This is a genomic window from Nonomuraea sp. NPDC050328 (assembly GCF_044459405.1).
Classification (GTDB): Bacteria; Actinomycetota; Actinomycetes; order Streptosporangiales; family Streptosporangiaceae; genus Nonomuraea.
The window spans coordinates 289,419-311,405 of record NZ_JBITIW010000003.1; the positions used below are offsets into that span (position 1 = coordinate 289,419).

General features: G+C 68.4%; 22 protein-coding genes and 1 tRNA gene. 16 read left to right on the plus strand and 7 right to left on the minus strand.

Annotation, left to right across the window (positions count from 1 at the left end; translation table 11 throughout):
* The first annotated feature begins 1 nt into the window (after position 1).
* Genes ACIBG7_RS12735 through ACIBG7_RS12750 form a run of 4 tightly spaced genes read left to right on the plus strand, consistent with a single transcriptional unit; the run spans position 2 to position 4,677 of the window.
* The gene (locus ACIBG7_RS12735; protein ID WP_397336197.1) at positions 2–394 is read left to right on the plus strand and encodes a hypothetical protein; all 393 of its coding nucleotides are present in this window, start codon (positions 2–4) and stop codon (positions 392–394) included.
* Positions 395–435: 41 nt separating this feature from the next.
* A complete protein-coding gene (locus tag ACIBG7_RS12740) occupies positions 436–651 on the plus strand; it encodes a hypothetical protein (RefSeq protein ID WP_397336198.1) in 216 nt (71 codons plus the stop codon).
* Positions 652–654: 3 nt separating this feature from the next.
* Positions 655–2,616, plus strand: a complete 1,962-nt coding sequence (locus ACIBG7_RS12745) for a hypothetical protein (RefSeq protein ID WP_397336199.1) — start codon at positions 655–657, stop codon at positions 2,614–2,616.
* Between the two features lie 33 nt (positions 2,617–2,649).
* Positions 2,650–4,677: a hypothetical protein gene (locus tag ACIBG7_RS12750; RefSeq protein ID WP_397336200.1), complete on the plus strand. Its 2,028-nt coding sequence runs from the start codon at positions 2,650–2,652 to the stop codon at positions 4,675–4,677.
* Here ACIBG7_RS12750 and ACIBG7_RS12755 read toward each other — a convergent pair.
* Positions 4,650–5,240, minus strand: coding sequence for a hypothetical protein (locus ACIBG7_RS12755; protein WP_397336201.1), 591 nt, complete (start codon positions 5,238–5,240; stop codon positions 4,650–4,652). The two genes, ACIBG7_RS12750 and ACIBG7_RS12755, sit on opposite strands and share 28 nt — an antisense overlap.
* A gap of 115 nt (positions 5,241–5,355) precedes the next feature.
* Between ACIBG7_RS12755 and ACIBG7_RS12760 the strand changes: the two genes are divergently transcribed.
* The gene (locus ACIBG7_RS12760) at positions 5,356–6,225 is read left to right on the plus strand and encodes a hypothetical protein (RefSeq protein ID WP_397336202.1); all 870 of its coding nucleotides are present in this window, start codon (positions 5,356–5,358) and stop codon (positions 6,223–6,225) included.
* 3 nt (positions 6,226–6,228) lie between these two features.
* Here the strand turns inward: ACIBG7_RS12760 and ACIBG7_RS12765 are convergent, their stop codons facing one another.
* The gene (locus tag ACIBG7_RS12765; protein ID WP_397336203.1) at positions 6,229–7,071 is read right to left on the minus strand and encodes a hypothetical protein; all 843 of its coding nucleotides are present in this window, start codon (positions 7,069–7,071) and stop codon (positions 6,229–6,231) included.
* Positions 7,072–7,369: 298 nt separating this feature from the next.
* Here ACIBG7_RS12765 and ACIBG7_RS12770 point away from each other — a divergent pair, with 298 nt between their 5' ends.
* Genes ACIBG7_RS12770 through ACIBG7_RS12805 form a run of 8 tightly spaced genes read left to right on the plus strand, consistent with a single transcriptional unit; the run spans position 7,370 to position 14,994 of the window.
* Entirely contained in the window at positions 7,370–9,874 is a 2,505-nt protein-coding gene (locus ACIBG7_RS12770) for a hypothetical protein (protein WP_397336204.1), read from the plus strand.
* 15 nt (positions 9,875–9,889) lie between these two features.
* The gene (locus ACIBG7_RS12775) at positions 9,890–10,039 is read left to right on the plus strand and encodes a hypothetical protein (RefSeq protein ID WP_397336205.1); all 150 of its coding nucleotides are present in this window, start codon (positions 9,890–9,892) and stop codon (positions 10,037–10,039) included.
* A gap of 6 nt (positions 10,040–10,045) precedes the next feature.
* A complete protein-coding gene (locus tag ACIBG7_RS12780; protein WP_397336206.1) occupies positions 10,046–12,820 on the plus strand; it encodes a hypothetical protein in 2,775 nt (924 codons plus the stop codon).
* Positions 12,821–12,839: 19 nt separating this feature from the next.
* Positions 12,840–13,544 (plus strand): hypothetical protein, encoded by a 705-nt coding sequence (locus ACIBG7_RS12785; RefSeq protein WP_397336207.1) that lies wholly within the window; start codon positions 12,840–12,842, stop codon positions 13,542–13,544.
* Entirely contained in the window at positions 13,541–13,933 is a 393-nt protein-coding gene (locus tag ACIBG7_RS12790) for a hypothetical protein (RefSeq protein WP_397336208.1), read from the plus strand. The genes ACIBG7_RS12785 and ACIBG7_RS12790 overlap by 4 nt, the downstream gene beginning before the upstream one ends.
* Positions 13,930–14,067: a hypothetical protein gene (locus ACIBG7_RS12795; RefSeq protein WP_397336209.1), complete on the plus strand. Its 138-nt coding sequence runs from the start codon at positions 13,930–13,932 to the stop codon at positions 14,065–14,067. The genes ACIBG7_RS12790 and ACIBG7_RS12795 overlap by 4 nt, the downstream gene beginning before the upstream one ends.
* A complete protein-coding gene (locus ACIBG7_RS12800) occupies positions 14,060–14,230 on the plus strand; it encodes a hypothetical protein (RefSeq protein ID WP_397336210.1) in 171 nt (56 codons plus the stop codon). The genes ACIBG7_RS12795 and ACIBG7_RS12800 overlap by 8 nt, the downstream gene beginning before the upstream one ends.
* Positions 14,227–14,994, plus strand: a complete 768-nt coding sequence (locus tag ACIBG7_RS12805; RefSeq protein ID WP_397336211.1) for a CHAP domain-containing protein — start codon at positions 14,227–14,229, stop codon at positions 14,992–14,994. The genes ACIBG7_RS12800 and ACIBG7_RS12805 overlap by 4 nt, the downstream gene beginning before the upstream one ends.
* A gap of 314 nt (positions 14,995–15,308) precedes the next feature.
* On the opposite strand, the gene ACIBG7_RS12810 is transcribed toward ACIBG7_RS12805, so the two are convergent.
* Positions 15,309–15,722, minus strand: coding sequence for a hypothetical protein (locus ACIBG7_RS12810; RefSeq protein WP_397336212.1), 414 nt, complete (start codon positions 15,720–15,722; stop codon positions 15,309–15,311).
* A gap of 135 nt (positions 15,723–15,857) precedes the next feature.
* Here ACIBG7_RS12810 and ACIBG7_RS12815 point away from each other — a divergent pair, with 135 nt between their 5' ends.
* Both ACIBG7_RS12815 and ACIBG7_RS12820 read left to right on the plus strand, forming a co-directional pair.
* Positions 15,858–16,130, plus strand: a complete 273-nt coding sequence (locus ACIBG7_RS12815; RefSeq protein ID WP_397336213.1) for a hypothetical protein — start codon at positions 15,858–15,860, stop codon at positions 16,128–16,130.
* 106 nt (positions 16,131–16,236) lie between these two features.
* A tRNA-Met gene (locus tag ACIBG7_RS12820) sits at positions 16,237–16,313 on the plus strand.
* Between the two features lie 56 nt (positions 16,314–16,369).
* Here the strand turns inward: ACIBG7_RS12820 and ACIBG7_RS12825 are convergent.
* A complete protein-coding gene (locus ACIBG7_RS12825) occupies positions 16,370–18,046 on the minus strand; it encodes a TROVE domain-containing protein (protein ID WP_397336214.1) in 1,677 nt (558 codons plus the stop codon).
* A gap of 872 nt (positions 18,047–18,918) precedes the next feature.
* Here ACIBG7_RS12825 and ACIBG7_RS12830 point away from each other — a divergent pair.
* A complete protein-coding gene (locus ACIBG7_RS12830) occupies positions 18,919–19,470 on the plus strand; it encodes a class IV adenylate cyclase (protein ID WP_397336215.1) in 552 nt (183 codons plus the stop codon).
* 7 nt (positions 19,471–19,477) lie between these two features.
* Here the strand turns inward: ACIBG7_RS12830 and ACIBG7_RS12835 are convergent, their stop codons facing one another.
* Genes ACIBG7_RS12835 through ACIBG7_RS12845 form a run of 3 tightly spaced genes read right to left on the minus strand, consistent with a single transcriptional unit; the run spans position 19,478 to position 21,987 of the window.
* The gene (locus tag ACIBG7_RS12835) at positions 19,478–20,275 is read right to left on the minus strand and encodes an endonuclease/exonuclease/phosphatase family protein (RefSeq protein ID WP_397336216.1); all 798 of its coding nucleotides are present in this window, start codon (positions 20,273–20,275) and stop codon (positions 19,478–19,480) included.
* 15 nt (positions 20,276–20,290) lie between these two features.
* Positions 20,291–20,890, minus strand: a complete 600-nt coding sequence (gene tmk / locus ACIBG7_RS12840) for a dTMP kinase (RefSeq protein ID WP_397336217.1) — start codon at positions 20,888–20,890, stop codon at positions 20,291–20,293.
* A complete protein-coding gene (locus ACIBG7_RS12845; RefSeq protein WP_397336218.1) occupies positions 20,887–21,987 on the minus strand; it encodes a radical SAM protein in 1,101 nt (366 codons plus the stop codon). Before ACIBG7_RS12845 ends, tmk begins: the two co-directional genes overlap by 4 nt.

Genomic DNA, 21,987 nt, shown 5'->3' on the forward strand with positions numbered 1-21,987 from the left:
GATGGCGAAGTTCACAGACCTCAACGAGTTCTTCAGCGACGGCCTGGACCTCCCGGTCGGCGGCAAGGTCTACCACGTGCCGCCAGCCTCCGCCGAGGTCGGCCTGTTCTGTCAGAAGCTGATGGCGGCCGGGATCAGCGCCGCCAACGGCCAGGAGATCGACGCCGCCGAGCTCGACGACGACGGAGAGAAGGACCTGTACAGGCGGGTTCTCGGCGACGTCTACGACCAGCTCATCAGCGACGGCGTGTCCTGGGCGAAGATCAAGCACTGTGGCGTCACCGCGTTCCTGTGGATCGCCACCGACGAAGACACCGCGGCGAAGCACTGGCGGGCCGACCCGGAAGCGGCGGCCCCGCAGGCGAAGGCTCGGGCGGGCCGATCGACCCGCTGACGGGGCTACGCGAATGGTATGACGCAGACGACGGCCTGGACGTGGACGGCAACGCCGTCTCCTGGGCCGACCTGCTGCAACGCTGGGCGCTCGTCGAGGCCGACCTGCACACCGAGTACGGCATCGACGTCGACCAGCCCGGCATCCTTCTCACCCGCACCTGGCGCTGGCTACGGGTGCGCATCCTCGGCCTGCTGTCCGCCGACACGCGGACCGCCCGCTCCCTCACCCCCGAAGACCGTCACCACCGGAGGTGAGCTGTGGCGTTGAACGTGGGCGAGCTGTACGCGACGCTCGAACTGAAGGACCGCCTGACCGGCCCGCTGGGCCAGGCCACCGCCGGGATCAAGGTCAAGGCGACCGGCATCCATGCGGCGATGGTCATGGTCGGCATGGCCGCCGTGCGGATGGCGGGCACGGTCGCTTCCGGCGCGTCGAGGGCCGGAGCCGCCTTCGTCTCGTCGGGCGTGAAGATGGCGTCGGCAGGCGCGAAGAGCGCCGGGCTGCTGGCGGGCGTTGGCGTAGCCGGCGTCGCTGTAGGTGGCGTCCTCGCTGGCGTTTTCGCTGGCATCACCGCGGGGATAGCGAAGATCGGCATCCAGGCGGCGATGTCCGCGCCTGCCGTGAAGGCCGCCTTCGCGGACCTGAAGACGTCGGTGCAGGCCGACCTGGCGGATGCGGCGTCGGTGTTCCAAGGACCGCTGATCGCCGCTGCGGGCCAGCTCAAGGGCATGTTCTCCAGCCAGATCGCGCCCGCACTGGGGGACATGTTCAAGACGCTCGCCCCCTTGATCGGCCAGTTCACAGCCGGGCTGGGCGACTTCCTGAAGCCCATGCTGCCCGCGATCCAGGGCGTGGTGGCAGCGGTCACGCCGATGCTGTCGGCCCTGGCCGGGTCGATGGGCACCTTCGGCTCGCAGCTCGCTGGCTTCCTCACCCCCATCTCGCAAGCGTTTTCGCAGTCGAGCGGACTCCTGGCGACGCTGGTCACCGGGGTCGGTGGCCTGCTCCAGTCGATAGCGCCCCTGCTTGCGGCTTTCGTGCGACTGGCGGCACAGGTCGCGGGCCCGCTCATGAGCGGGCTGGCCACAGTCGGCCAGACCCTGTCCGCCCAGCTCGGCCCGGTTCTCGTCCAACTCGGCCCGCTGATCGGGCAGCTGATCACGCAGTTCGCGCAGATCGCCGCGGCGGTGATCCCGTTGCTGCCGCCCTTTCTGCAGCTGGCGGCCACCTTGGCGTCTGCGCTGATGCCGGTTCTGACCCAGATCGTCGGCGCGCTGGCCTCGGCCCTTCAGCCGATTCTCGTGGCGCTCCAGCCCGTGCTGGCTGCCCTGGCTGAAGTTTTCGGGGCTGTCATCACGGCCTTGCTGCCGATCCTGCCGCCGATCTCTCAGCTGATCACAGCGCTGCTCCCGGTCGTGGTCACGCTGGTCAAGGCGCTCACCCCGATCCTGACCACGCTCGCCACGGTGTTCGCCAAGATCGTTAGCGCCGTCACGCCGTTCATCGCGCCGCTGGTTCAGATCACGACCGCACTCCTGCCTCCGCTGATTTCCCTGGTGCAGGCCGTCGTCAAGCTCTTCCAAGGCGACTTCAAGGGGGCGCTGAAGGTCGTCCAGGACGCCTTCTCCAACGCGGGCACGGTCATCAAGACCGCCTTCCTGAAGATCATCGAGCTGGGAAAGAACCTGCTCACGGGCCTCTGGGAAGGCATCAAGTCGAGCGCACAGTGGTTCCTGAACAAGATCGGCGAGTTCTTCGGGAGCCTCCTGCCCGACTGGGTCAAGGACATGCTCGGCATCCGCTCCCCAAGCCGGGTGTTCGCCGTCATCGGCTCGTTCACGATGCTCGGCTTCGCCGAAGGAGTCACCGCCGAGCAGCCCGCCGTCCTTCGCGCCGCAGACCAGGCGACGCGAGGCTTCGGAGCCGCCTTCCGCGCCGGGCTCGCCCGCGAATCCAGCGGCCTGGGCGACGCCATCAGCGGCGCGACCCCGGGAAAGGTCGGCATCATCCCACCCGGCCTCAAGACGGCCATCCGATCAGGTGGCCGCCGGGCGGGGAAGGTCCCCGGGCAAGCCGCTCGCCGCGCGGTCGCGCCGAGCGGCGGCACGGTACCGGGAACCGTGACGGTGAACGTCACCAACATCCACCCCCAGGCGGAACCCACCAGCCGCACGGTGAACCGCGGCTTGCAGTATGCCGCCGCCATCGGCCTCAGCTGATCCCGCCACGCCAGCCCGGACGGGAGGTGCGAGGTGGCGATCAATGTCGGCGAGCTGTTCATCCTGCTCGACCTGCGCGACACGATGTCCGCCAAGCTCCAGCGGGCGTTCGTCCGAAGCCGCGTCTCGGCCACGGACTTCGGAACCCGCCTCGGCAGGGTGACCGGCGGCGCAGTCCAATCGCTCACCTCCACCGCTGTGGCGGCCACCGCCACGGCGGTCAAGTTCGCCGTCCTGTCCGCGGCTGCGGTCTCGACCGCCGGCCACCTCCAGGCCCTCGGTCTCGCGCTGGCTCCGGCGGGCGGCATCATCGCCGCTCTCCCCGGCGTGGCCGCCCTGGGCGCCGCAGGGCTGGCCACGCTCGCGCTGGCCTTCCGGGGTGTCGGTGACGCCGCGACGGCGGCGCTCGGCGATGACGAGGAGGCTTTCCAGGAGTCGCTGGCAGGACTGTCGCGCGAGGCCCAGGGGGCGGCGCGGGAGCTGCGACAGCTCAAGCCTGTGATCGACGGCCTGAGGCTGTCGGTGCAGGACGCCTTCTTCGCGCCGCTCGCGGGGCAGATCACCGCTGTTGCTGCGGCGCTTTCCGCAAGCGTTTCCGCTGGCATGTCTGCGGTTGCGGCGCAGTTCGGTCTCGCGGGTCTGGCCGTCGCCGACTTCCTTCGCACGGCGGAGACAGCTTCCGCCCTGGAAGCCGTGTTCGGGTCGCTGGCCAGCGCTATCGCCGACCTCACCCCCGCGATCCAGCCCGTCGCCGCCGGTCTGCGTGACCTGGTCGTGGTCGGAGCGTCGTTCTCGGCCGGCCTCGCGCCCGGCATCGCGAGCGCCGCCGCCCGGCTCGGCACCTTCCTGAGTACGGCCGCAGCATCTGGCCGCGCCCTGGAGTGGATGACCGGCGCGGTAGAGGTCTTCAAGCAGATCGGTGCTGCCGCCCGCGACGTGGGCGGCATCGTGACCGGCGTGCTCGGCGCGCTGCGCACCGCGGGGAGCAGCGCGCTCGGCGTGATCGGGCAGGTCCTCGACGGGGTCAACCGATGGGTCAACTCGGCGCAGGGCCAACGTGTCCTGGTCGAGGTATTCGCAGCGCTCGGCAGGGTCGGCGAGGCGTTCGTCCCGGTCGTGCTCGCCATCGCGGGCGGCCTGGCCGAGCTGGCACCCGTGGTCGCCGACCTGGCCGTGCAGCTCGGGCCGGTCCTGACGGAAGCCATCTCCGCTGTCGCGCCCGCGCTCGCCGACCTCGGCCCAGGGGTGATCGCCGTTGTCGACGCGATCGGCCTGGCCGTGCGCGAGCTCGGACCCGCGCTTTCACCCATCGCTATCACGCTGGCGGAACTGCTTGTGGCTGTCGCCCCGCTGATCCCGGTGGTCGCCGACTTGGCGGCGATCATCGTGCGCAGCTTGGCCGCCGGCGTGCAGGACGTCCTGCCGGACCTGGTCCGGATGGCGTATGCCTTCACCGACGTGCTCTACGCGGCGCTGCCGCTGCTGCCACCGCTGCTCCAGCTCGCCACGGACCTGCTCCCGGTCATCGCCGACCTGGTGACCGGCGTGGCCCGGCTCCTGTCGGGCGACTTCACCGGGGCGCTCACCGCGGCGGGGTATGCGGCCATCGGCTTCGTAAACAGCATCGGCAACATCGGCTACCTGCTGCTGACCGGGCTGTGGGACGGCATCGTGTCGGCCGCCGCCTGGTTCAGGGACGCGATCTACGCCTTCTTCTCCAACATCATGCCCGACTGGGTCCGCGACGCTCTCGGCATCCGTTCTCCCAGCCGTGTGTTCGCCGAGATCGGACGTCACACCATGCTCGGCATGGCGAACGGTATGACGAGCTCCACCGGGCACGTCCTGGCCACGGCAGGGAGGATAGCGACCCGCTTGGAGAAGTCGTTCGCTCCCAACCTGGCCGCCTCCATCGCCTCGACTGGGATGATCGCGACAGGCGCGAGCCGTACGGCAGGGCCGGTCAACATCACCGTCCACACCTACAACCCGCAGGCGGAGCCCACCTCAACCACGATCAACCGGGGCTTGGCCTACGCCGGGATGCTCGGAGTGCTCTGAAGGCTCCGCATGTGGTCCCGCCAGCCAGCAGCGACCTCGGGGAGCGACACGGCGTCGGCAGTGCGGAACGCTGCACACGAGCAGACGCCGAGCGAGGTCTCCGGAATGTCGAGCACCGGATTGGTCGTCACCGTGGTGAGGGTCAGGCGATGCTCGGACAACGGGAAGCGGGGATCGTCGGCCCAGTGGTCTGGGGTGGGGTCATCCCCCATCGCGTTGAGGATCCAGCGGATGGCGGAAACGTCGGCGTACAGCAGCTCGACCTCGGCGTGGTCGTGGCCGTTCACCTCTGTGTCGCCGGGATAAGCGGCGACACCGGTCCACGCGCGGAAGATGAGCCAACCGTCCTCCACCTGCGCCTCAGGCCGGATGCTCACCTCTCCGCCCTCGGCGATGTACTCGGTGAACCCCAGATGATCCATCGCCTGATCCATGGCCGCCGCGGCCTGGGCGGCGGCCGACAGCGGAACCGCCCATTCGTCGCGCGCAGCGACCCGCAGTACCCGGGCGGGGCCCCGGAAGAAGAACGACTCCCGCCGCACCTCGATGTGGAACGGGCCCATCTCGGGCGTGGGCTCTTGGATGGCACCCATCTGGTTCCTCCTGAGGGCGTGGCCGTCGCGGTCAGTCTATGGCCGACCCTCTCGGATCAGCCCTACATGACTACTTGGAGGTGTCGTGCCGACATACACGCTGGACGGCGTGGCCCTGGACCACCCCGCGGGCTGCTGGAAGCTGAAGAGCGGCACTCGCCGCCGTCCGTTTCCCGCCGCCCGCTCGGTGTCGGTCAAGATGCCCGGCCGGTCAGGAGAACTCCCCATGGTGGGCCTGGACCTGGAGACCACCACGATCCCGCTCGTCTTCGGACTTACCGGCCGGACCCCGTCCGGCAGCGACGGCGGCTTCGAGCAGCTCGAAGCGAACTTGGAAGCACTCGCGGCTCTGATCGGCGTCCGTCACCGGCTGATGACGCTCTCCTACACTGCGGGCTCCATCGTCCGCGTCGCGGAGGTCGCGCTCGATTCGGTGTCGGAGCCGGAGGTCGACGTCGGATCGGCGCGCGGCCGGCTCACGGCGGTCTTCAAGATCCCCGGCGTGTTCTGGCGCGACCCGATCACCACCACCTGGGCGGGCAGCGCGAACGCCGTCGAGCAGCCCGCCACCACCCTTGCAGGGTCAACGGGCCCGGTGACCGATGCCCTGCTGCGCGTCACCGGCCCCGCCGTCAACCCCGCGATCACGGACGTGGCCACGGGAGACACCATCACCAGGCCCTCCGGCCTGACCGCCGGGCAACGCCTCCTCATCGACTGCGGCCAGATGAAGGCGCGCCTGGTCACCACCGACACCTGGGACATGAGCGCGGGCACAGACGTGACCGGCCAGATCCAGGCGACCGGCCCCGGCTCGGCGTTCCACTGGCTCCAGCTCACTCCGGCGGTGGGCGTTGGAGATCCCTTCTCGCGCGTCGTGCTGGTCACCAGCTCAGCAACGTCCACGACTGGTGCGTCCGGGCTGGAAATTCGGGCCCGCCGCGCCTATCTGTGAGGGCTACTTCCAAGGAGCTGGCCAACCGAGCCACTGTCCGAGACCGGCATACATGCTGACGAGTGCGATAAGGGTGGCAACGCCCCATCCAACTGTCGGCCAGAACCGGTCCTTCTTGGGCTCCGGCGGCGAGGGCGCGGTGGTGGAGATCGCGCCTGCGTTTCCATGCGTGAAGTTGACGATCGCTCCTGGACTATTCTCAACGCGGAACTCGGGAATGGCTATAGCGAGTGCTTCGTTTGTGGCCTCGACAGATGGGGTTTCCTGGCCTTCGGGGAGGCTTGCCCGGAGCTCGCTAACAAAGACTGCCAGAGTTCCTCGGATACGACCCAGCACACCCCTAATCGCTATCGGCGAGATCTCTATGTAGACCTCGCCTATCTTCGGCGGAACTCCATTCGGTTGAATCATCCAGCCTAGGCTTGTCATCAGGTCGGGTAGCGTGTCGAAGTCGGTGGGTTTTACTAAGAGGGTCTTCTCTTGGGCTGCTAAGGCTTCGAGTTCGGAGACAGACTCGGTTAGGCGGGTCCTGTTACTGACCTTGAGTGCGGATGGGAAGTATGACGGGGGCACCTGGTGCGGGATTGCCTTGTGATCATTCCGGTCTACGTGCGTCACCCAGAGGGTGCCAACGGCAGCCCTATAGGCCGGGGAGACTTCAACGGACTCATAGCCGTTCAGCTCACGCCTTATCCAGTCCCGGAATGACCCTGAGCGTCTGCTGCTTCCCCAAATGGCGCATTTGAGAAGAATGTCACCAAGTGGGGCATTTCGATCAATGATCTCCCGCTCGATCTGTGTAAGCAGGGAGCTGTCTCGAGAATCCTCTGCCGTCGGCTCAGTCACTGCTCCAGTCTCGCTGTCGTAAGGCCGTCCCGTACATCCGGATCCGGAAAAGCGAAAGCCGGCTGGAGGTGTGATGCATCTTCGGCTCGCCGTGTACGGCCCCAACGGCTCGCGCAGTGGTGTGCTTTCGGCCCCGCTAGGCACGGAGATTGGCTGGCCATTCAACGATGTGCCCGCGCTCAGACTGACGCACTGTTACGACGGGCCTGGGAGCGACCTGCTCGCCGATCCCTGCGAGATTGCCATCGAGGTCTCAAGAGACGGGACCGGCTGGGCGGAGCCTACCGACTCTCGGTTTTTGCTGATCCGGCGGCGGCTTGACCTCACCGACCGGGCGGCCGTCGAGCAGCTCGACCTGCCGGGCTACGTGTGGATGCTGCGCAAGCTCGTCCTCTACCCCGGTAGTCGGCCGCTGGTCGACGGGAAGCGCGCCTTCCCCAGCGCGACACCGGGCGCGATCCTCGCCACCTTTCTGGCCGAAGGACAGGCACGAGGGACGCTGACCGGCCTGTCGTGGAACTTCACCTCGACGCACGATTCGGCGGGCCAGCCGTGGGCCAAGATCCTGACGATCTACTACGAGCCCGGCATGGACGCGCTCACCACGCTGATCAACTTGGCGGAGCAGGGCGTCCTGGACTTCTCCATGCAGGGCCGTCAGCTGCGCGCCTACAACGCCGACACCGAGCTTGCGCGCGACCTCGCGACCGGTCCCGCCCCGGTGGATCTGCGCCACGGACGGGACATCACTCACGCCCCGGACGTCGGCACCCTCGAGGACGCCGCGTCCGCCGTGCTGGTCGTGGGCGACAACCAGTTCCAGCAGACCTACGCCAACCCTTCGGCTGTCGCGCCGTGGGGGCGGTGGGAGCAGTACGTCGGCCAGGGCGGCGTGTCCGATCCTGGTACGGCAGCGCTGCTCGCCGACGCGGCGCTCAAGCGCGCCGAACGGGAACGGGTGCAGCGCACGCGGCAGATCAGCCTGGCCGCGTCGCGCTGGTTCCCGGTCCTGGACTACCGGCCGGGAGACCGGATTCTCGCGCCCGGCGCGGGCGGCCTGCCGGAGTCGCTGCGGGTACGGCAGGTCACCCTGGTCCGTGATCAGACCGGCGTGCTCTCCGGCAACGTCGTCCTTAACGACCGGCTGCTCGAACAGGACATCCGCCTCGCCCGGCGCACGGCGGGCATCGTCGGCGGCTCGACAGCATCCGGCGGGTCAGGAGCGCGTCCGGCGCCCTCATCGCCCCGGCCGCGCACCCCCGCCGCACCCACCGGGCTGCTCGTGGACGCCCAGGCATACATCGACTCGGCCGGCGTCCCCCAAGGCCAGGTGACCGCCTCGTGGGGTGCGGTCGTGGTCGACGTCAGCGGTACGGCCGTTGAGATCGATGGCTACGAGCTGTTCATGCGCGTCAACCAGGCGGGCGCACCGTGGTTCCTCGTCGCGCTGACCCAAGCCGACGACACGAACGCGACCTACAGCCCGCTCGTGATCGGCGAGCAATACGCGTTCAAGGTCAGGGCCACCAACCAGGGAGCGCGCGGCGCGTTCTCGGCGCAGCAGGTGGTCACCGTCCCCGACGACGTCGACGCGCCGCCCGTGCCGACGCCGCCTTCGCTGTCGACCCGTCTCGGCGTCATCCACGTCCAATGGGACGGGCACGGCGTCGGCGGGGTGCTCATGCCGCCGGACTTCGTCCGGGCACTGGTGTGGATGCAGAATCCGCTCGCGCCCGGCTGGTCCGAGGTCGGTTACCTGGAGCAAGCGGGCGGGATCGTCGTCCCCGGCCAGCCGTACGGCCAAGACCGTGAGTTCCGGCTGACCGCCGTGGACCGCTCAGGAAACGAGTCCGCGCCGTCCGGCTCGGCCACGATCGCGGCCGTCCAACTGGTGTCCGGGGACGCGGCTGCGAGCTCAATCACGACCGGCAACCTGGTGGCCAACGCCGTCACTGCCGCGAAGATCGACGTCGGCGCTATCCAAGCCGCCCACATCGGGGCCAACCAGGTGACGGCGGCCAAGCTCGAATCGGTGCTCACCCTGTCTACCCGGATCGTCGCGGGCAGCGCGGCCGGAGCCCGGGTCGAGCTCAACAGCACGGGCCTGGCCGCCTACGACTCGGGCGGCGTCCAGACGGTCTCCATCTCCTCGGCGACCGGCAGCGTGTCGCTCGTGGGCCAGCTCGCCTCCGGTGTGACGGGGGCGCGCGTCATCATCAACCCATCCGGCGCGACCGTCCCAGAGCTGCGCTTCTACCCCGGCACCGGAGCCAACTACTCACGCATCTACAGCGACGGCTCGCTCTTCCCCGGCGAAGCCACGCTGATCACCTTGTCCGGCACGAACGGCAGCACCGCGGAGACCAGGGTGATGCACGCGGCCGGCGCCTACCACGTACGGGTCCGCGACCCGGCCACGACCTTCGACAACGGCGGGTTCCTCGCGCTGGAGGAGTCGCAGTCGCGCTTCGGGTTCAACCGACACGCCACCGCACAGCTCCAGCAGCTCACCTTCCTGCCAGGTTCGACCCGGCACACCGGGGCCTGGTCCTACAACGGCGGCGACGCCGGGCTCGTGATGAGCACCGTCACCATCCCCGCCAACCAGGCCGGGGCCACCTTCACCTACGGGCCGACCATGGCCAGCGCCCCGTACGTGGTGGCCACGATCGACGTCGGCGCGACCGGCAGTCCCCGCGTCGGAGCCTGCGTGTCGGCCAGGACCACCACGAGCGTCTTCGTCAGCCCCACCACGACGCAGGTGGTCGCCATCACCGCCCAGCTCTGGGGCTGGCGCATGTAACCCAAGGAGTACCGAGTGCGGGACCTGAACGTGGAGGCGGAGGCGGTCATCGCCGCGCTGCGCCGCCGTATCGACGAGCTGAGCTACGAGAACGTCCTCCTGGCGCTCGCGGTCGACCAGCTGCAAGAGCAGGTCGGCGCGCCGATCCCGAAGAACGCAGGCTGATCCGCCGTGCAAGTGATCACTCCTGGGGAGCGGCTCCGGTTCGGGGTCAGGCTCGTCGCACACGCCCCCAACGGGCCGCGGCTCGGACTCCTGGGCGAACCCTTGAGCTGGGACGCCGGACTGCCGCTGAACGACGTGCCGAGCTTGGAATTGACCTACACCACCCACGCTCAGGGCGCGGCCTGGCTGCGCGATCCGTGCGAGGTGGCGCTGGAGTACTGCGTCGACGGTGGCGCGTGGAGCGAGGCCGCCAACGGCAGATTCCTGAGGATCAGGAGGTCCGGAGACGCGACCGACCAGACCGGCGCGCAACGGTTCTCGCTGCCCGGCTGGGCGTGGATGCTGCGCAAGCTGGTCCTCTACCCGACGCTCGACATGGTGGACGGCAAGCGCCAGTTCAACGCTGTCCGCGTCGGCCACATCCTGACCACCCTGATCGGCGAAGGGTCCGGCCGGGGCACTCTGCCGGGCCTGGCCGTGGACTTCACGGCCACCCACGACTCGGCCGGCCAACCGTGGTCGGCTGAGCTGACGATCGGCCTGGAGCCCGGAACCGACCTCCTCCAGCTCCTCATCAACCTGTCTGAGCAGGGCGTATGCGACTGGCAGATGACCGGCCGTGTTCTGCAGGTCTACAACGAGGGCACCACGTTGGGTCGCCAGCTGGCCGCCGGGCCGGCGCCGGTTGAGCTGGTCCTAGGCCGCGACATCGACCAGGCGCCCGACGATGCCACCTTGGAGGACGCCGCCTCGGCAATCCTCGTCGTCGGCGAGGAGGGGCTGCGCGTCGAGGTCACCAATCCGGCCGCGGTCGCTCCGTGGGGCCGGTGGGAGGCATACCAGTCGCAGGGCGGCGTCAAGGATGAGGGCACCGCACGGCTGCTCGCCGGGCAGGCCCTGGAGCGCGCGAGCCGCGAGCGGGTGCAGTTCACCCGCCAGATCAAACCGCAACGGGCGCGGTTCCTGCCGCTGGCCGACTACCGGCCGGGCGACACCATCCGGGCGCCGGGGGAGGAGGGCAAGCCCGATGCCCTGCGGATCCGCCAGATCACGCTGTCGCGCGGTGACGACGGCGTCGTAGGCGGCAACCTCACGCTCAACGACAGGTTCTTGGAGCGAGAGATCAAGCTCGCCCGGCAGGCCGCGGGCATCCTCGCTGGAGGCGTCTCCAGCGGAGGCAACGGCGGAGACCCTGGAGGGGACAACGAGAACCGCGTCCCAGCGGCTCCCACCGGCCTTCTCGTGAGCCCTGCCGCCTACCTGGACGACGAGGGGTATGCCCACGGGCAGATCACCGTCTCCTGGGTGGGCGTGAGCAGCGACGTCAACGGCACACCGCTCACCGTCGACGGCTACGAGCTGGTCGGGCAGACCCCGCCGGGCACGGGCGCGATGCGCGTGCTGGCCACCACCACCGCGACCAGCGTCACCTACTCGCCGCTGGAGCCGAAGACGCGCTGGCAGTTCGGGGTTCGCGCCACCAACCAGGGCACCAAGGGTGTGGTTGCGGGTACAGCGGTGATCACCATCCCGGACGACGAGACGCCGCCGCCCGACCCGTCTACGCCGGTCGTCGACAGCCGTCTCGGGATCTTCCGGATCTCCTGGGACGGGTTCACGAGCGCGGCCACCGGCATGCCCAAGGACTTCTCCCGCGTCCTGATCATGATGCGGGACCCGCTGGACCTCGGTGACGAAGGCCAGCAGGTGGAGTGGCTGGAGCGCGCGGGCACCGCCGTGGTGCCGGGCCAGCCGTACAACGTGGACCGAGAGTTCTGGCTCGTCGCCATCGACCGGTCCGGGAACCTGAGCGGCGAGTCCACCCGCGTCATCTCGCAAGCGAAACCGCTTGTGGACACTGACATGATCGGCGAGATCATCAACGGGGCCGAGCACATCATCACCGGCTCGATCCCGGCTGACGCGAAGATCGTCGCAGGCAGCATCACCGGCGGCCTGATCCAAGCCCTCGCGATCGACGCCGGGAAGATCCAGGCCAACGCGATCACGGCCGACAAGATCCAGACCGGCGCAATCCAGACCGGCCACCTCGCAGCGGCGGCCATCACGGCCGACAAGCTCGCGGCCGGGTCGATCACCGCCGACAAGATCACCGCCGACGCTCTGAACGGCAAGACGATCACCGGCCCGCTCATCAGGTCAGCCCCGACCGGCCGCCGGTTCGTCCTCGACAGCTCCACGCTCGACCTGCGCTTCTACCCATCAGGCGGCTCCAACTACAGCCGGGTCTACTCCTCCGACTACAGTGGCGAAGCTGCGGTGTCGATCACCACGAACAACGACTACAGCACGCGCGCAGAAATGCAGGTCGCCTCCAACTCGATCTGGCTGGGAATGCGCTCGTTCGGATCGCAGTACGGCGGCGGCCTGGAGGTCGGCTCCGGCTACGCCCGATTCGGCTACTACACCGGCAGCAGCAGCTTCGACAGCTACATCTACCTCGACTCGGCCGGCCGGTGGGTGACGCGGGGCCGCTACTGGGACATGGCCAGCGCCAACTCCTACGACGCCGTCCACGCTGGCTCCTACACCGAACCTGGCATCGGCAGCGGAACCGGCAACTGGACCATCCGCAGCTACGGGCCGACGATGGCCTCCAACATGGGCCCCGTCTGCGTGATCAGACGGGGCGTCGGGAGCCCTAGCAGCCACCTGCCTTCGGGGTCTTGGTACGTCGTCGACTCCAACACCTCCAGCTTCCGCATCAACACCTCATTCAACGAATCATTCGCGATCTATTGGTGGGCTCACCGCCACTGACCTCGCAAAGGAGGGCAGGGTGGAGACCCTGCACATCTGGGACGCCGAACTCGGCTACTCCCACACAACGCTCGCCCGGCAGGTCGAGACCAGCGAGCACCAGCCGATCATCCCCGACGGCGCGGAGCCCATGTGGGGGGTGTACTTCGTCCAACCGGACACGGCCATGCACGGCACCCACTCATTCCCCCACGTGACGTTCGAGTGGAGGGCGGCCGAGTACGGGATCGACCCCGAGGACGTGGACACGCTCCTCGACGTGATCTTGTACGAGCCGTACATCCCCAACCCCGACGACGCGCTCGCGTGGCAGCAGCCGGAGACCGCCAAGATCCTCGCGGCCACCCGCGGCCTGCCCACCTGCTGGACACCGGGCGTCCCTGACCACGAGCGGCTTGCCGCGCACCAAGAGCGTCTTCGCCAGGTGAAGCTGCACCGCCTCACCCTCGAACCCGCCGCGCGCACCGACCGGCAAGGCGCGCTGGAGTTCGTCGGCTCACGACGCATGGCTCCCACCGATCCACTCGATCCAATCCGCTCGCAGACCCGGCTCGACCCGGTACGGGTCGCCGCGCGCCGGCTCGCCGTCGACTGGCAGCGCGAGACCCAGGGATACGGCGCCCCCGCGACCTTCACGCTCAAGCCCCCGGCCACCTTCGCCGGGATGCAGGGCGGAGACGGACCGTCCACCCCGCCCCACAGCAACGGGCCGGAGGGCAAGTGACTGGAATCCCGTGGCTTGACGCTTTCGTCGTCATCACCATCGTCGGCGGCGCGCTCGCGCTGCTCGCCCGCGCGCTGACCGGGATGGCCCGCAGGCTGCGCCGCCTATCGCACTTCCTCGACGACTGGAACGGCGAAGAGGCGCGCCCCGGCGTGCCGTACCGGCCAGGCTTCGCCGAGCGGGTGGCGCTGATCGAGGCAGAGCTCAAGCCCAACCACGGCTCCTCACTACGCGATGCGATCAATCGCGTCGAGCAGGGCGTGCGCCGGGTGGAGGACGGGCTGGCCTCCCACCTTCAGCAGCACCGCGAGGGGCTGTTCCCGGTCGAGCCCCAGCGGCGGACAACCGGCACAGAGCGGATAGTCGAGAACCCGCCATCCCCAGAATGACGATCTTCCCAACGGACGGCGGCTTGCTTGTCGTGCCCGCCGTCCTCCCCATCCACGTGCCGAACTCGGCACTCGGCATCACCGTCGCCGAGTGGCTGCTCCTCGACCCCGCACAGGAGGTGACCAATGTCTGAACCGACCGAGGACCAGCTCGTGGCCGCGAGCGTGGACCTGCGGCCGTGGGGTCCGACAGAACCCGACGAAGAGCAGGTGCTGCGCGGCCTGGGCTATGTCCTCAACCCGCTGACCGGCATCTACGAAGGCGACCCCCACGACGAGGACGGAGAACTCGAATGAGCGTCAACGCCATGCTCGCCGCCGCCCGCGCGACCCTCGGGACACAGGGTCGGCCGAACGCCATCACCCGCGCGTACGCAGCCCGACACGGTGCAGCATTCCTCACCGCGCCCTGGTGCAACATGAGCGTTACCGAGTGGGCCCGCCGCTCCAACAACGCTGCGGCGGTCTTGCCGCGAGGGGATCGCGCCTACACCGTCTGGCACGCGCAGGACGGCAAGGAACTGCGCCGCTGGTTCGCCGGCACGGCCGACAACCTGCGCAAGCACGCCAAGCCCGGAGCGGTGATCTTCTTCGACTGGTCCGGGAGCGACAGCATCGGCGCGATCGACCACGTCGGGATCGTCGAACGCAACTTGGGCGACGGCAGAGTCCAGACCATCGAGGGCAACACGGCCGACGCGTGCCGACGCAGGGTCAGATCCGCAAGCGTTATCGCTGGCTTCTGGAATCCGCCTTACAAGACGCCGTCCAAGCCCTCCCAGCCCAAGCCGCAGCCCGCACTCAACTGGATGGAGGAGATCGTGAAGAAGCTGCCCGCCCTCTACTACGACGCCGACAAGCCGCTCACCGGCTGGCACGTCAAGACCCTGACGTGCCTGCTGGAGGCCCGCGGCTATCCGGTCCCTGACACCGTCGACGAGACCGTCTTCACCCGCTACCACGACAAGCAGCTGCGCGACTTCCAGAAAGCCGCGAACGTCGCTGACGAAGCCGGCCGGACCGGTCCTCCGACGTGGGCCGCCCTGCTCAAGGTGGCGTGACGTGGACCAGCACGGGCCCGCCCCCCAACGAGGCGGGCCCGACTGTAGGGGGGATGCCACAAGGAGAGATGAATCAGCGCTTGACGACGAGCCTCCCGAACAGCGCGTGCCGGGTTTAATCGACGAAACGAACTAGCTTCTGATTCACCAACAGCGGCCAGCATAGAGGGCTGATGCCGCCACCCGGCTTCTCCCCTTCGCTGACGTGCCCACCCCGCCGCGAGAGCTCATGCGTCCGCTAGGCATACCTGATCGCGGGCGAGTCGACGTCCATGCAGTCCCACCCCCGAGACGTACTGAGGGAGTTCAGCGGGTCACCGGCAGACGGAAGCACTGTCGCTCAGCCAGGAGATCCACTTGACGGTCATTGGAACCGCGGACGCGAACTGACCGCGGCTGGGGACGGTGGGGGTTGCGGCCTTGACGCACTTGTAGCCGTCATCCCAGATACTGCCGTTCCACCACTTGTACTCAATCAGGGCATTCGGCCATGAGTTCAGCGTCCCGTTGTTGAACACCGACTTGATGCCCGAAATGCTGCCACTCCAGTTGCCTCCGACTTTCATCGCCGGAGGGCTGACGGGGGTCGACGTCTTATAGAGGCAGACGTACCCCACAGGGCAGCCAGCGTATGTGCGGCCGGCGTCAGCCGATGCGGACGTGGCTGGGCTGGCGATGGTTGCAGCCGCGATCACCACGAGTGCGCCGAGGATGTGCTTGCGATGCATGTGCTCCCCTTCGTGACGGAACAAATCGTCGCGACCGTAGCGATCATCGCTTTGGAATCGCTATCGGTGCGCCCATCAGCCCCCCGGTGTCCTTCGCCCCGCACCCGCGGGGCTTTACAACCTCAAGGAGCAAGCATGTTTCACCAGTGGCTTCTCAGTCTGTGGCGCACCGTCGTTCCGTCGCTCGTTGGCGGTGCCCTCGGCTGGCTCGCCCTTCGTGGCATCACCATCGACGGCGTTACAGCCGACCAGATCAGCGCGGGCGCGGTCGTGCTCGGCACCGGCCTGTACTACGGCCTCTTCCGGGCGCTGGAGCAGCGCTGGCCCGCGCTCGGCGTCCTGCTCGGCTCGACCAGGCAGCCCTCCTACGCATCATCGCAGCATCGGCCCGTCCGCTACGACCAGTAGCATCTGCGCGTCTCACGCCCCGTCACAACGAGGACATCGGTGAGACTCCGGCATCGTGAGGTGCCGGTCTGCGGCGGCCCGGCCTAGGACAACGAGCCGCCAACGACGCGGGGTGACGCAGCCAGGAAGCGTGCTGGCCTCATACGCCAGAAGTCACCGGTTCAAATCCGGTCCCCGCCACCAACGACAAAGGGCCCGGTCATCCATCGTGGATGACCGGGCCCTTTCGCCATGCGCTGCTACTGGCGGAGGAACCCGTTGACCACCATCGGCAGGCTCGCGTCGAGACCCGCCATGTTCAGCACCCCAGCGTCGCCTGGGTCGCCGATCGTATGCCCGGCGGGCGTCATCGCGGCCACGACCACGCGGGCCTGAGCCGACGTGGTGCGCCGGTAGGACTCCAGCGCCTGCGACGGGTGCGAACGTCCCGCCCAGCTCTCGCTGTCGGTCAGGACGACGAAGCCGTCCACCGCCAGGCGCTCCCCGGCCGCCCAGGTGAACGGGAGGCTCAGGTCTGTTCCGCCGCCGGACGGCCGCCACGACCGGATCTCCCGAAGGTTGGTCCGCGGCGTGACGCGCGAGCGGTGCACGCTGATGTCCACGTCGATGACGTGCGCGTTGCCCTTCTCGATCCTGGCCAGCATGACCGCCATCGCACACCCGACCTCGTACGGCGTCCCGATCATCGAACCGCCCACCTCGACCGCGCGACCGTACCAACCGCCCGACATCGAGCCGGAGGAGTCGACCGCGACCAGCAACCGCCTGCCCGAAGGCTCGACGGAACCGAAGCTCAGCTCGTACGTCTCCTCCAGGGCATCCAGCACGGCGGGGACCGGCGCCCAGGTGTGCGCTGCGGCACGCGGGTTGGGCTGCGACCGGCCCGAGCCGTACACGCGAAGCGCCAGGAACGCGTCCATCGGGTGGATGCGAGCCCTGACGAGCGCGTCTCGGTCGGTGAGGCGCGCCACGGCGCGCCGGGTGGCGTCGCCCATCGGGCGCAGGGTGCCCAGACGAGTCATGCGGGCCAGGTTGCGCAGGAGCGCGGTCAGGCCGACCGTGTCCACCAGGGCGTCCCACACCTCCGGCTCGCGCAGCAGCTCACTGGGCAGGAACTCCCACGGCACCCGCTGCTCGACGACCACCCGGACGGCCTGCTTCACGTTCGTGACCGCCTTGGCGGTCAGGAACTTGTCGACCGTGACCAGCTCATCACGCGCCACATCGTCGGGGATGGTCCCCGCGATCCAGCCGAGCAGAGTCTGCCTGCCGGGCTCGAGAAGCTTGGCGCTCAGCTCCGGCGTGCGAAACTGCCGGCGGTGCGGGTGCGCCAGCCGCAGGGCATCACGCAGCTGAAACGACTCCCCGGCTGGCGTCTTGCGCTGCATCGCCTTGCAGGCACGGAAGGCGACCTCCTCAGCGGTGCCCTCCAGGAACCACAGCGTCAGCGCTCGGCGCGTGGAAGCGCCCATGACCGGGGAGGCCCCGCCCCTCACACTGGCCTTTCCGCTGAGCTGCTTGCGATAGCCGAACCACTTCGCCAGGTGGTCCGTCGTACGGCACACCAGCGGCACCGCCCTGCGAGCTGTCCCGCGAGTCTCCTGGTCGCCGCGCACGTGCGCGGCGGCGAGTGCGAAGATGGCAGGTCCGGGCTTGGGCGCCCGCGGCGGCTTCGCGGTGGAGATGTCGACGATCAGCTGCACGACGCGGGGACCGTCCTTGGCGATGGCCTCGAACAGCACGCCGACGTTGTCCGTGGTGAGCGCGCGCTCCCCGGCGTAGTAGGTGCCGCCCGTGGTCCCCAAGATCAGGAAGTCTTCGAGACGCTGCCAGGTGTCCTTGGCGAAGCTGTAGCCGCCCGCGTTGTTGCGCACCTGGTTGGTGTGGCCAGGGATCGGCTGTGTCTGAGGGGTCATGTGAGCGGAAACGCTTGCGAGAGGGTCACGGTTGCGTGCCATCCGGCACCTCCTTGAGTTCGACCCGCCAACGGCGGATGCAGGGGAGGGGAGGGGCGGATGTGGTGATGCCTACCGGATCAAACCGCAGTCCTGCCGTTGGACGACGCCCGAACGAGCCGGGCGGCGGGGACTCGAACCCCGCATTGGCGGTACCTGGAGATAACCGGTCAGCTTCGACCCGCCCCTCCCCGTGCTCGTCAGCCCTGCCGATGCCATGGATGTGGTGTTCCGGCCGGGTTGCCCCTTGCCAATACGGGGCGACGGGCCGCCGCCAGGCGACCCGACAGGATTTGAACCTGCATCCACTGGTGGCGTGATAACCGACCAGATTCGACCCATGGCATCGGCAGAACTGACGAACGATGCGGCCTGGAGAGGGCACGGATGTGGGACGTCCAACGGCGTTTAGGTGCTCTGCCAACTGAGCTACCGACCGCTTACTGCCCTACAGCAGCCAGCCGGACAGGACTTGAACCTGCGACAACCCCGTTATCAGCGGATAACCGGCGGACTTCGACCCGTGCCCCCACCAGACCGCACCAGTGATCGCAAGACCGGGAGCGAGCGCGGATGTGGTCTCGACGCCGGATGGTGTCTTCTTAGCAAAAAGATAACCGGCGATCGTTCGACCCGCGCCCGCACCGAGCCCGACGATCAGGACGCTGAGGGTAGCGATTTCGCTTGCGACTCTAGCTCCGCCCAAGCCCAGGCCGCATCTCAGATTGTGTGTGAATCCAGCGTGATGGATGTGGCAAAGCCAAGCTTGTGTGATGGGTGGTTCGGCTAGGCTTTCGCGGTCAGCGCAGGCAGGCCATCGTGGGAGTCGGACAGTGCAGGAGATCGAGGTCAAATACCGTCTGCTTCACACCACGGCCGAAGGGGTGGCGCTGTCGCTGGCGTCTCACGGCGTGCGGTTGTCGGCTCCCGTGCGTCAGGATGATCAGGCTTACGCGCAGCCTGGATGGGACTACGGACAGTCGAAGGTCGGGGTTGCGTTCGCGAGGTTGCGCACCCAGGGCAACCGGCACCTGTTCACGGTGAAGACGCCGCTGGCGAACGAAATGGCGTGCCTGGAGCACGAGACGATCGTCGCCGACCGCGAGCAGATGCACCAGGCCGTCGTGCAGATGGGCTTTCAACCGACCGTGCGCATCGTCAAGACGCGCCGCACCGGACAGGCCGCGGACGGCATCGCCGTGTGTGTGGACGAGGTCGAGCACGCGGGGCTGTTCCTCGAACTGGAGACCGTGACGGGCGCGGGTGAGCCGGGCGAGGCCGCGCAGGAGCGACTGGACGCCTTCGCCCGCTCGTTCGGCTTGGCCCTGGAGCGGGTCACCGACACCTACGACTCGCTCGTCCGCCGGGCACTCACGCCCGCCTGACCAGAGGTCAGAACAAGGCGATCTCGTCGCGCTCCCCGAGCTCCCTTGTGGCGAGCTCGGCCGCCTTGATCTGGAGCGTCATCGTGACCGCCGCGTGGTCGGTAAGGCTCTGCTCACGTGTGTCGTGCAGATAGGCGGCTTCCGTCACCGTGCCCCTCAGCGCGGAGCCGACGTGCAAGTAGTCGTAGCGGTAGCCGTCCCCGGTCCTGCCGATCCAGCTGTGCGGCTGGGCGCCGGGATGGAGCAGGTCGTGAGCGTCTACCATGCCGTGGTCGGATAGAGCGTCCAGGAGCGCGTACTCGAACGCCAGGAATCCCGGGTGCCGAGGTTCGTGGGTGCGGCTGATGGAGTTGTAGTCGCCGCCGAGCACCAGGTGCTCACGTGCACGTTCGGGAAGCTCCTGGACCGCTCGAAGGAGCGACGCGGTGAACTGTTGCTTGCGGTCGACTTTGTCCTGACTCCGATCGCGTGAGGGGATATAGACGCTCGCGACGAGTACCTGCGGCTGGGTGTCCAGCCAAGCGGTAGCGACCCGTCCGGCGACGGTGATGCCGGACAGCGACGGCTGCTCGTCGGCGAGGGCGATCCGGCTCACCAATGCCGCGCCCCGGTCTCCCACGTCGGGGGTGTTGACCACCGCCCATCCGGCGCGAGCGAACGCGTCGAGCAGGTGGGCGGTGCCCGCGCCAGCACTCGTCTCCGTCAGCAGGATCACGTGCTCGGGCCGGGTGGCGAGCCAGGCGAGGATGCGTTCGGCGCGGTCCCGAGAGGCCGCGCCGACGTTGACGGTGAGGACAGACAGCACAGCATGTTCCTTGGTTCAGGGGTCGAGCTGGTCGAGAACGTTGGTCATGAAGAGCACGACCTCCGCCGGGGTGCGGTCACGGCAGTCGATCCGAGACTGCCGCCACCCGCGGCCCTCCAGGAACCGGAAGGCGTCGCCGTACAGCGCCACCTCCTGCTCCGGTGAGCCGATGCGCTCCAGCCGGGACCGATGCCTGCGCTCATCCAATCGCGCTCTGATGATCGCCGGGTCGTGATCGAGGTAAAAGGTAACGGCGGGCGGCGGCGCGAACGCGTTGTAGGTCCAGATCTCCTCCAGCTCCATGCCGTCGAGGCGTTGCAGGACAAGGGAGGAAGGCAGGTACCGGTCGCTGATCACCCACGTGCCGCCGGCGAGCGCGGGTTCGATCTCGGACTGCACATGAGCGGCGCGGTCGGCGGCGATGGCCAGCGCGAGGGCCCGGCCAACCATGCCGCTCTCCCCGGAGCGCGACAGCTTCCCCAACGGCGTGTCGGAGGGTTCCGTCGTGAGCAGCACCGGGATGCCGCGCTCGCGCAGCCGTGCGGTGAGGCCGGCGGCCGAGGTGGTCTTGCCGACCCCATTGGGGCCCTCGACAGCGACGAAGACGCCTCTCATGCGGGCCTCCGGCCGATCTGCAGGAGCGGTGTGTCGACGCGGGGGCACTGCTCGGCGTCAACCTCGCCGATGCGCAGGCCGCGGCTGATGACAGCGGCCGGGCAGCCTTTGCCGCAGGATCCGCCCAGCGAGCAGGAGCCGCACGTGGGGTTGCCGCCCATGGCCAACTTGCCGCCCAGGTCGTAGGCGTCGAGCGCGGTCACGACGTCGTTGTGCAGGATGTTGCCGACGAGGAAGTCGCTGTCGGGGTAGGGCGACTGAGGCGTGCGGGCAGCGAAGACCAGGTAGGGGCAAACTGCGGTGCCCCCGTCAGCGAAGACGTAGATGAGCTTGCCCGCGTCGCAGCCGCCGAGCGGCAGCTCGTCATTCGGGAAGCGGATGTGCACCAGTTCGAGTCCCTGCTCGTGGAACTGGCTGGTGACGGCCTGGATAGCGCGCATCGTGTCGTCGGCAGCTGCGAGCTTGCCCTGGCTCTTGACCCCGCGGCCCATGGACGACAGCGGGTTCATCAGCACGTACTCGGCGCCTACCTCGACGGCGAACTCGCACAGCGCGGCGAACTCCTCCACCGTGGTGAGCATGTTCGGGGTGGACAGCAGTCCCTGGAGGAGCCCGGCGTCGGCGAACTTGCGGACCGTCGACACGGTCACGTCAAAGGAGGCGCGGTCGCCGCGGAACTTGCCGTGGCTCTCGGGCCGGAACCCGTCCAACGACACGTTCACGTGGACGTTGCCGAGGGCGGCGAGCTCGTCGATCTGGGCGTCACTCGTCTGGGTGGCGTTGGTGCAGATCCCGACTGGCACGTTGAGTTCGGCCAGGTGGCGGCACAGGGCCAGCAGATCGGGGTGGACGAACGGTTCGCCGCCAGTCAGGGTGATGCGCTCCACACGGGCGCGTAGAAGCCGGGGGATCACGGCGTCGGTGAGGGCGTCGTACGGCAGGTCGAGGCCCTCCTTCGTGGAGGAGACGAAGCAGTGGGCGCAGTGCAGGTTGCACCTCTCGGTGATCTGGATCAGCGCCTTACGGCCGTCCCCAGCGATCGAGGTGCGGAAGTAGCACGAGGTAGCGGCGGTGTCGACGATGAGGGACTTGTGCAC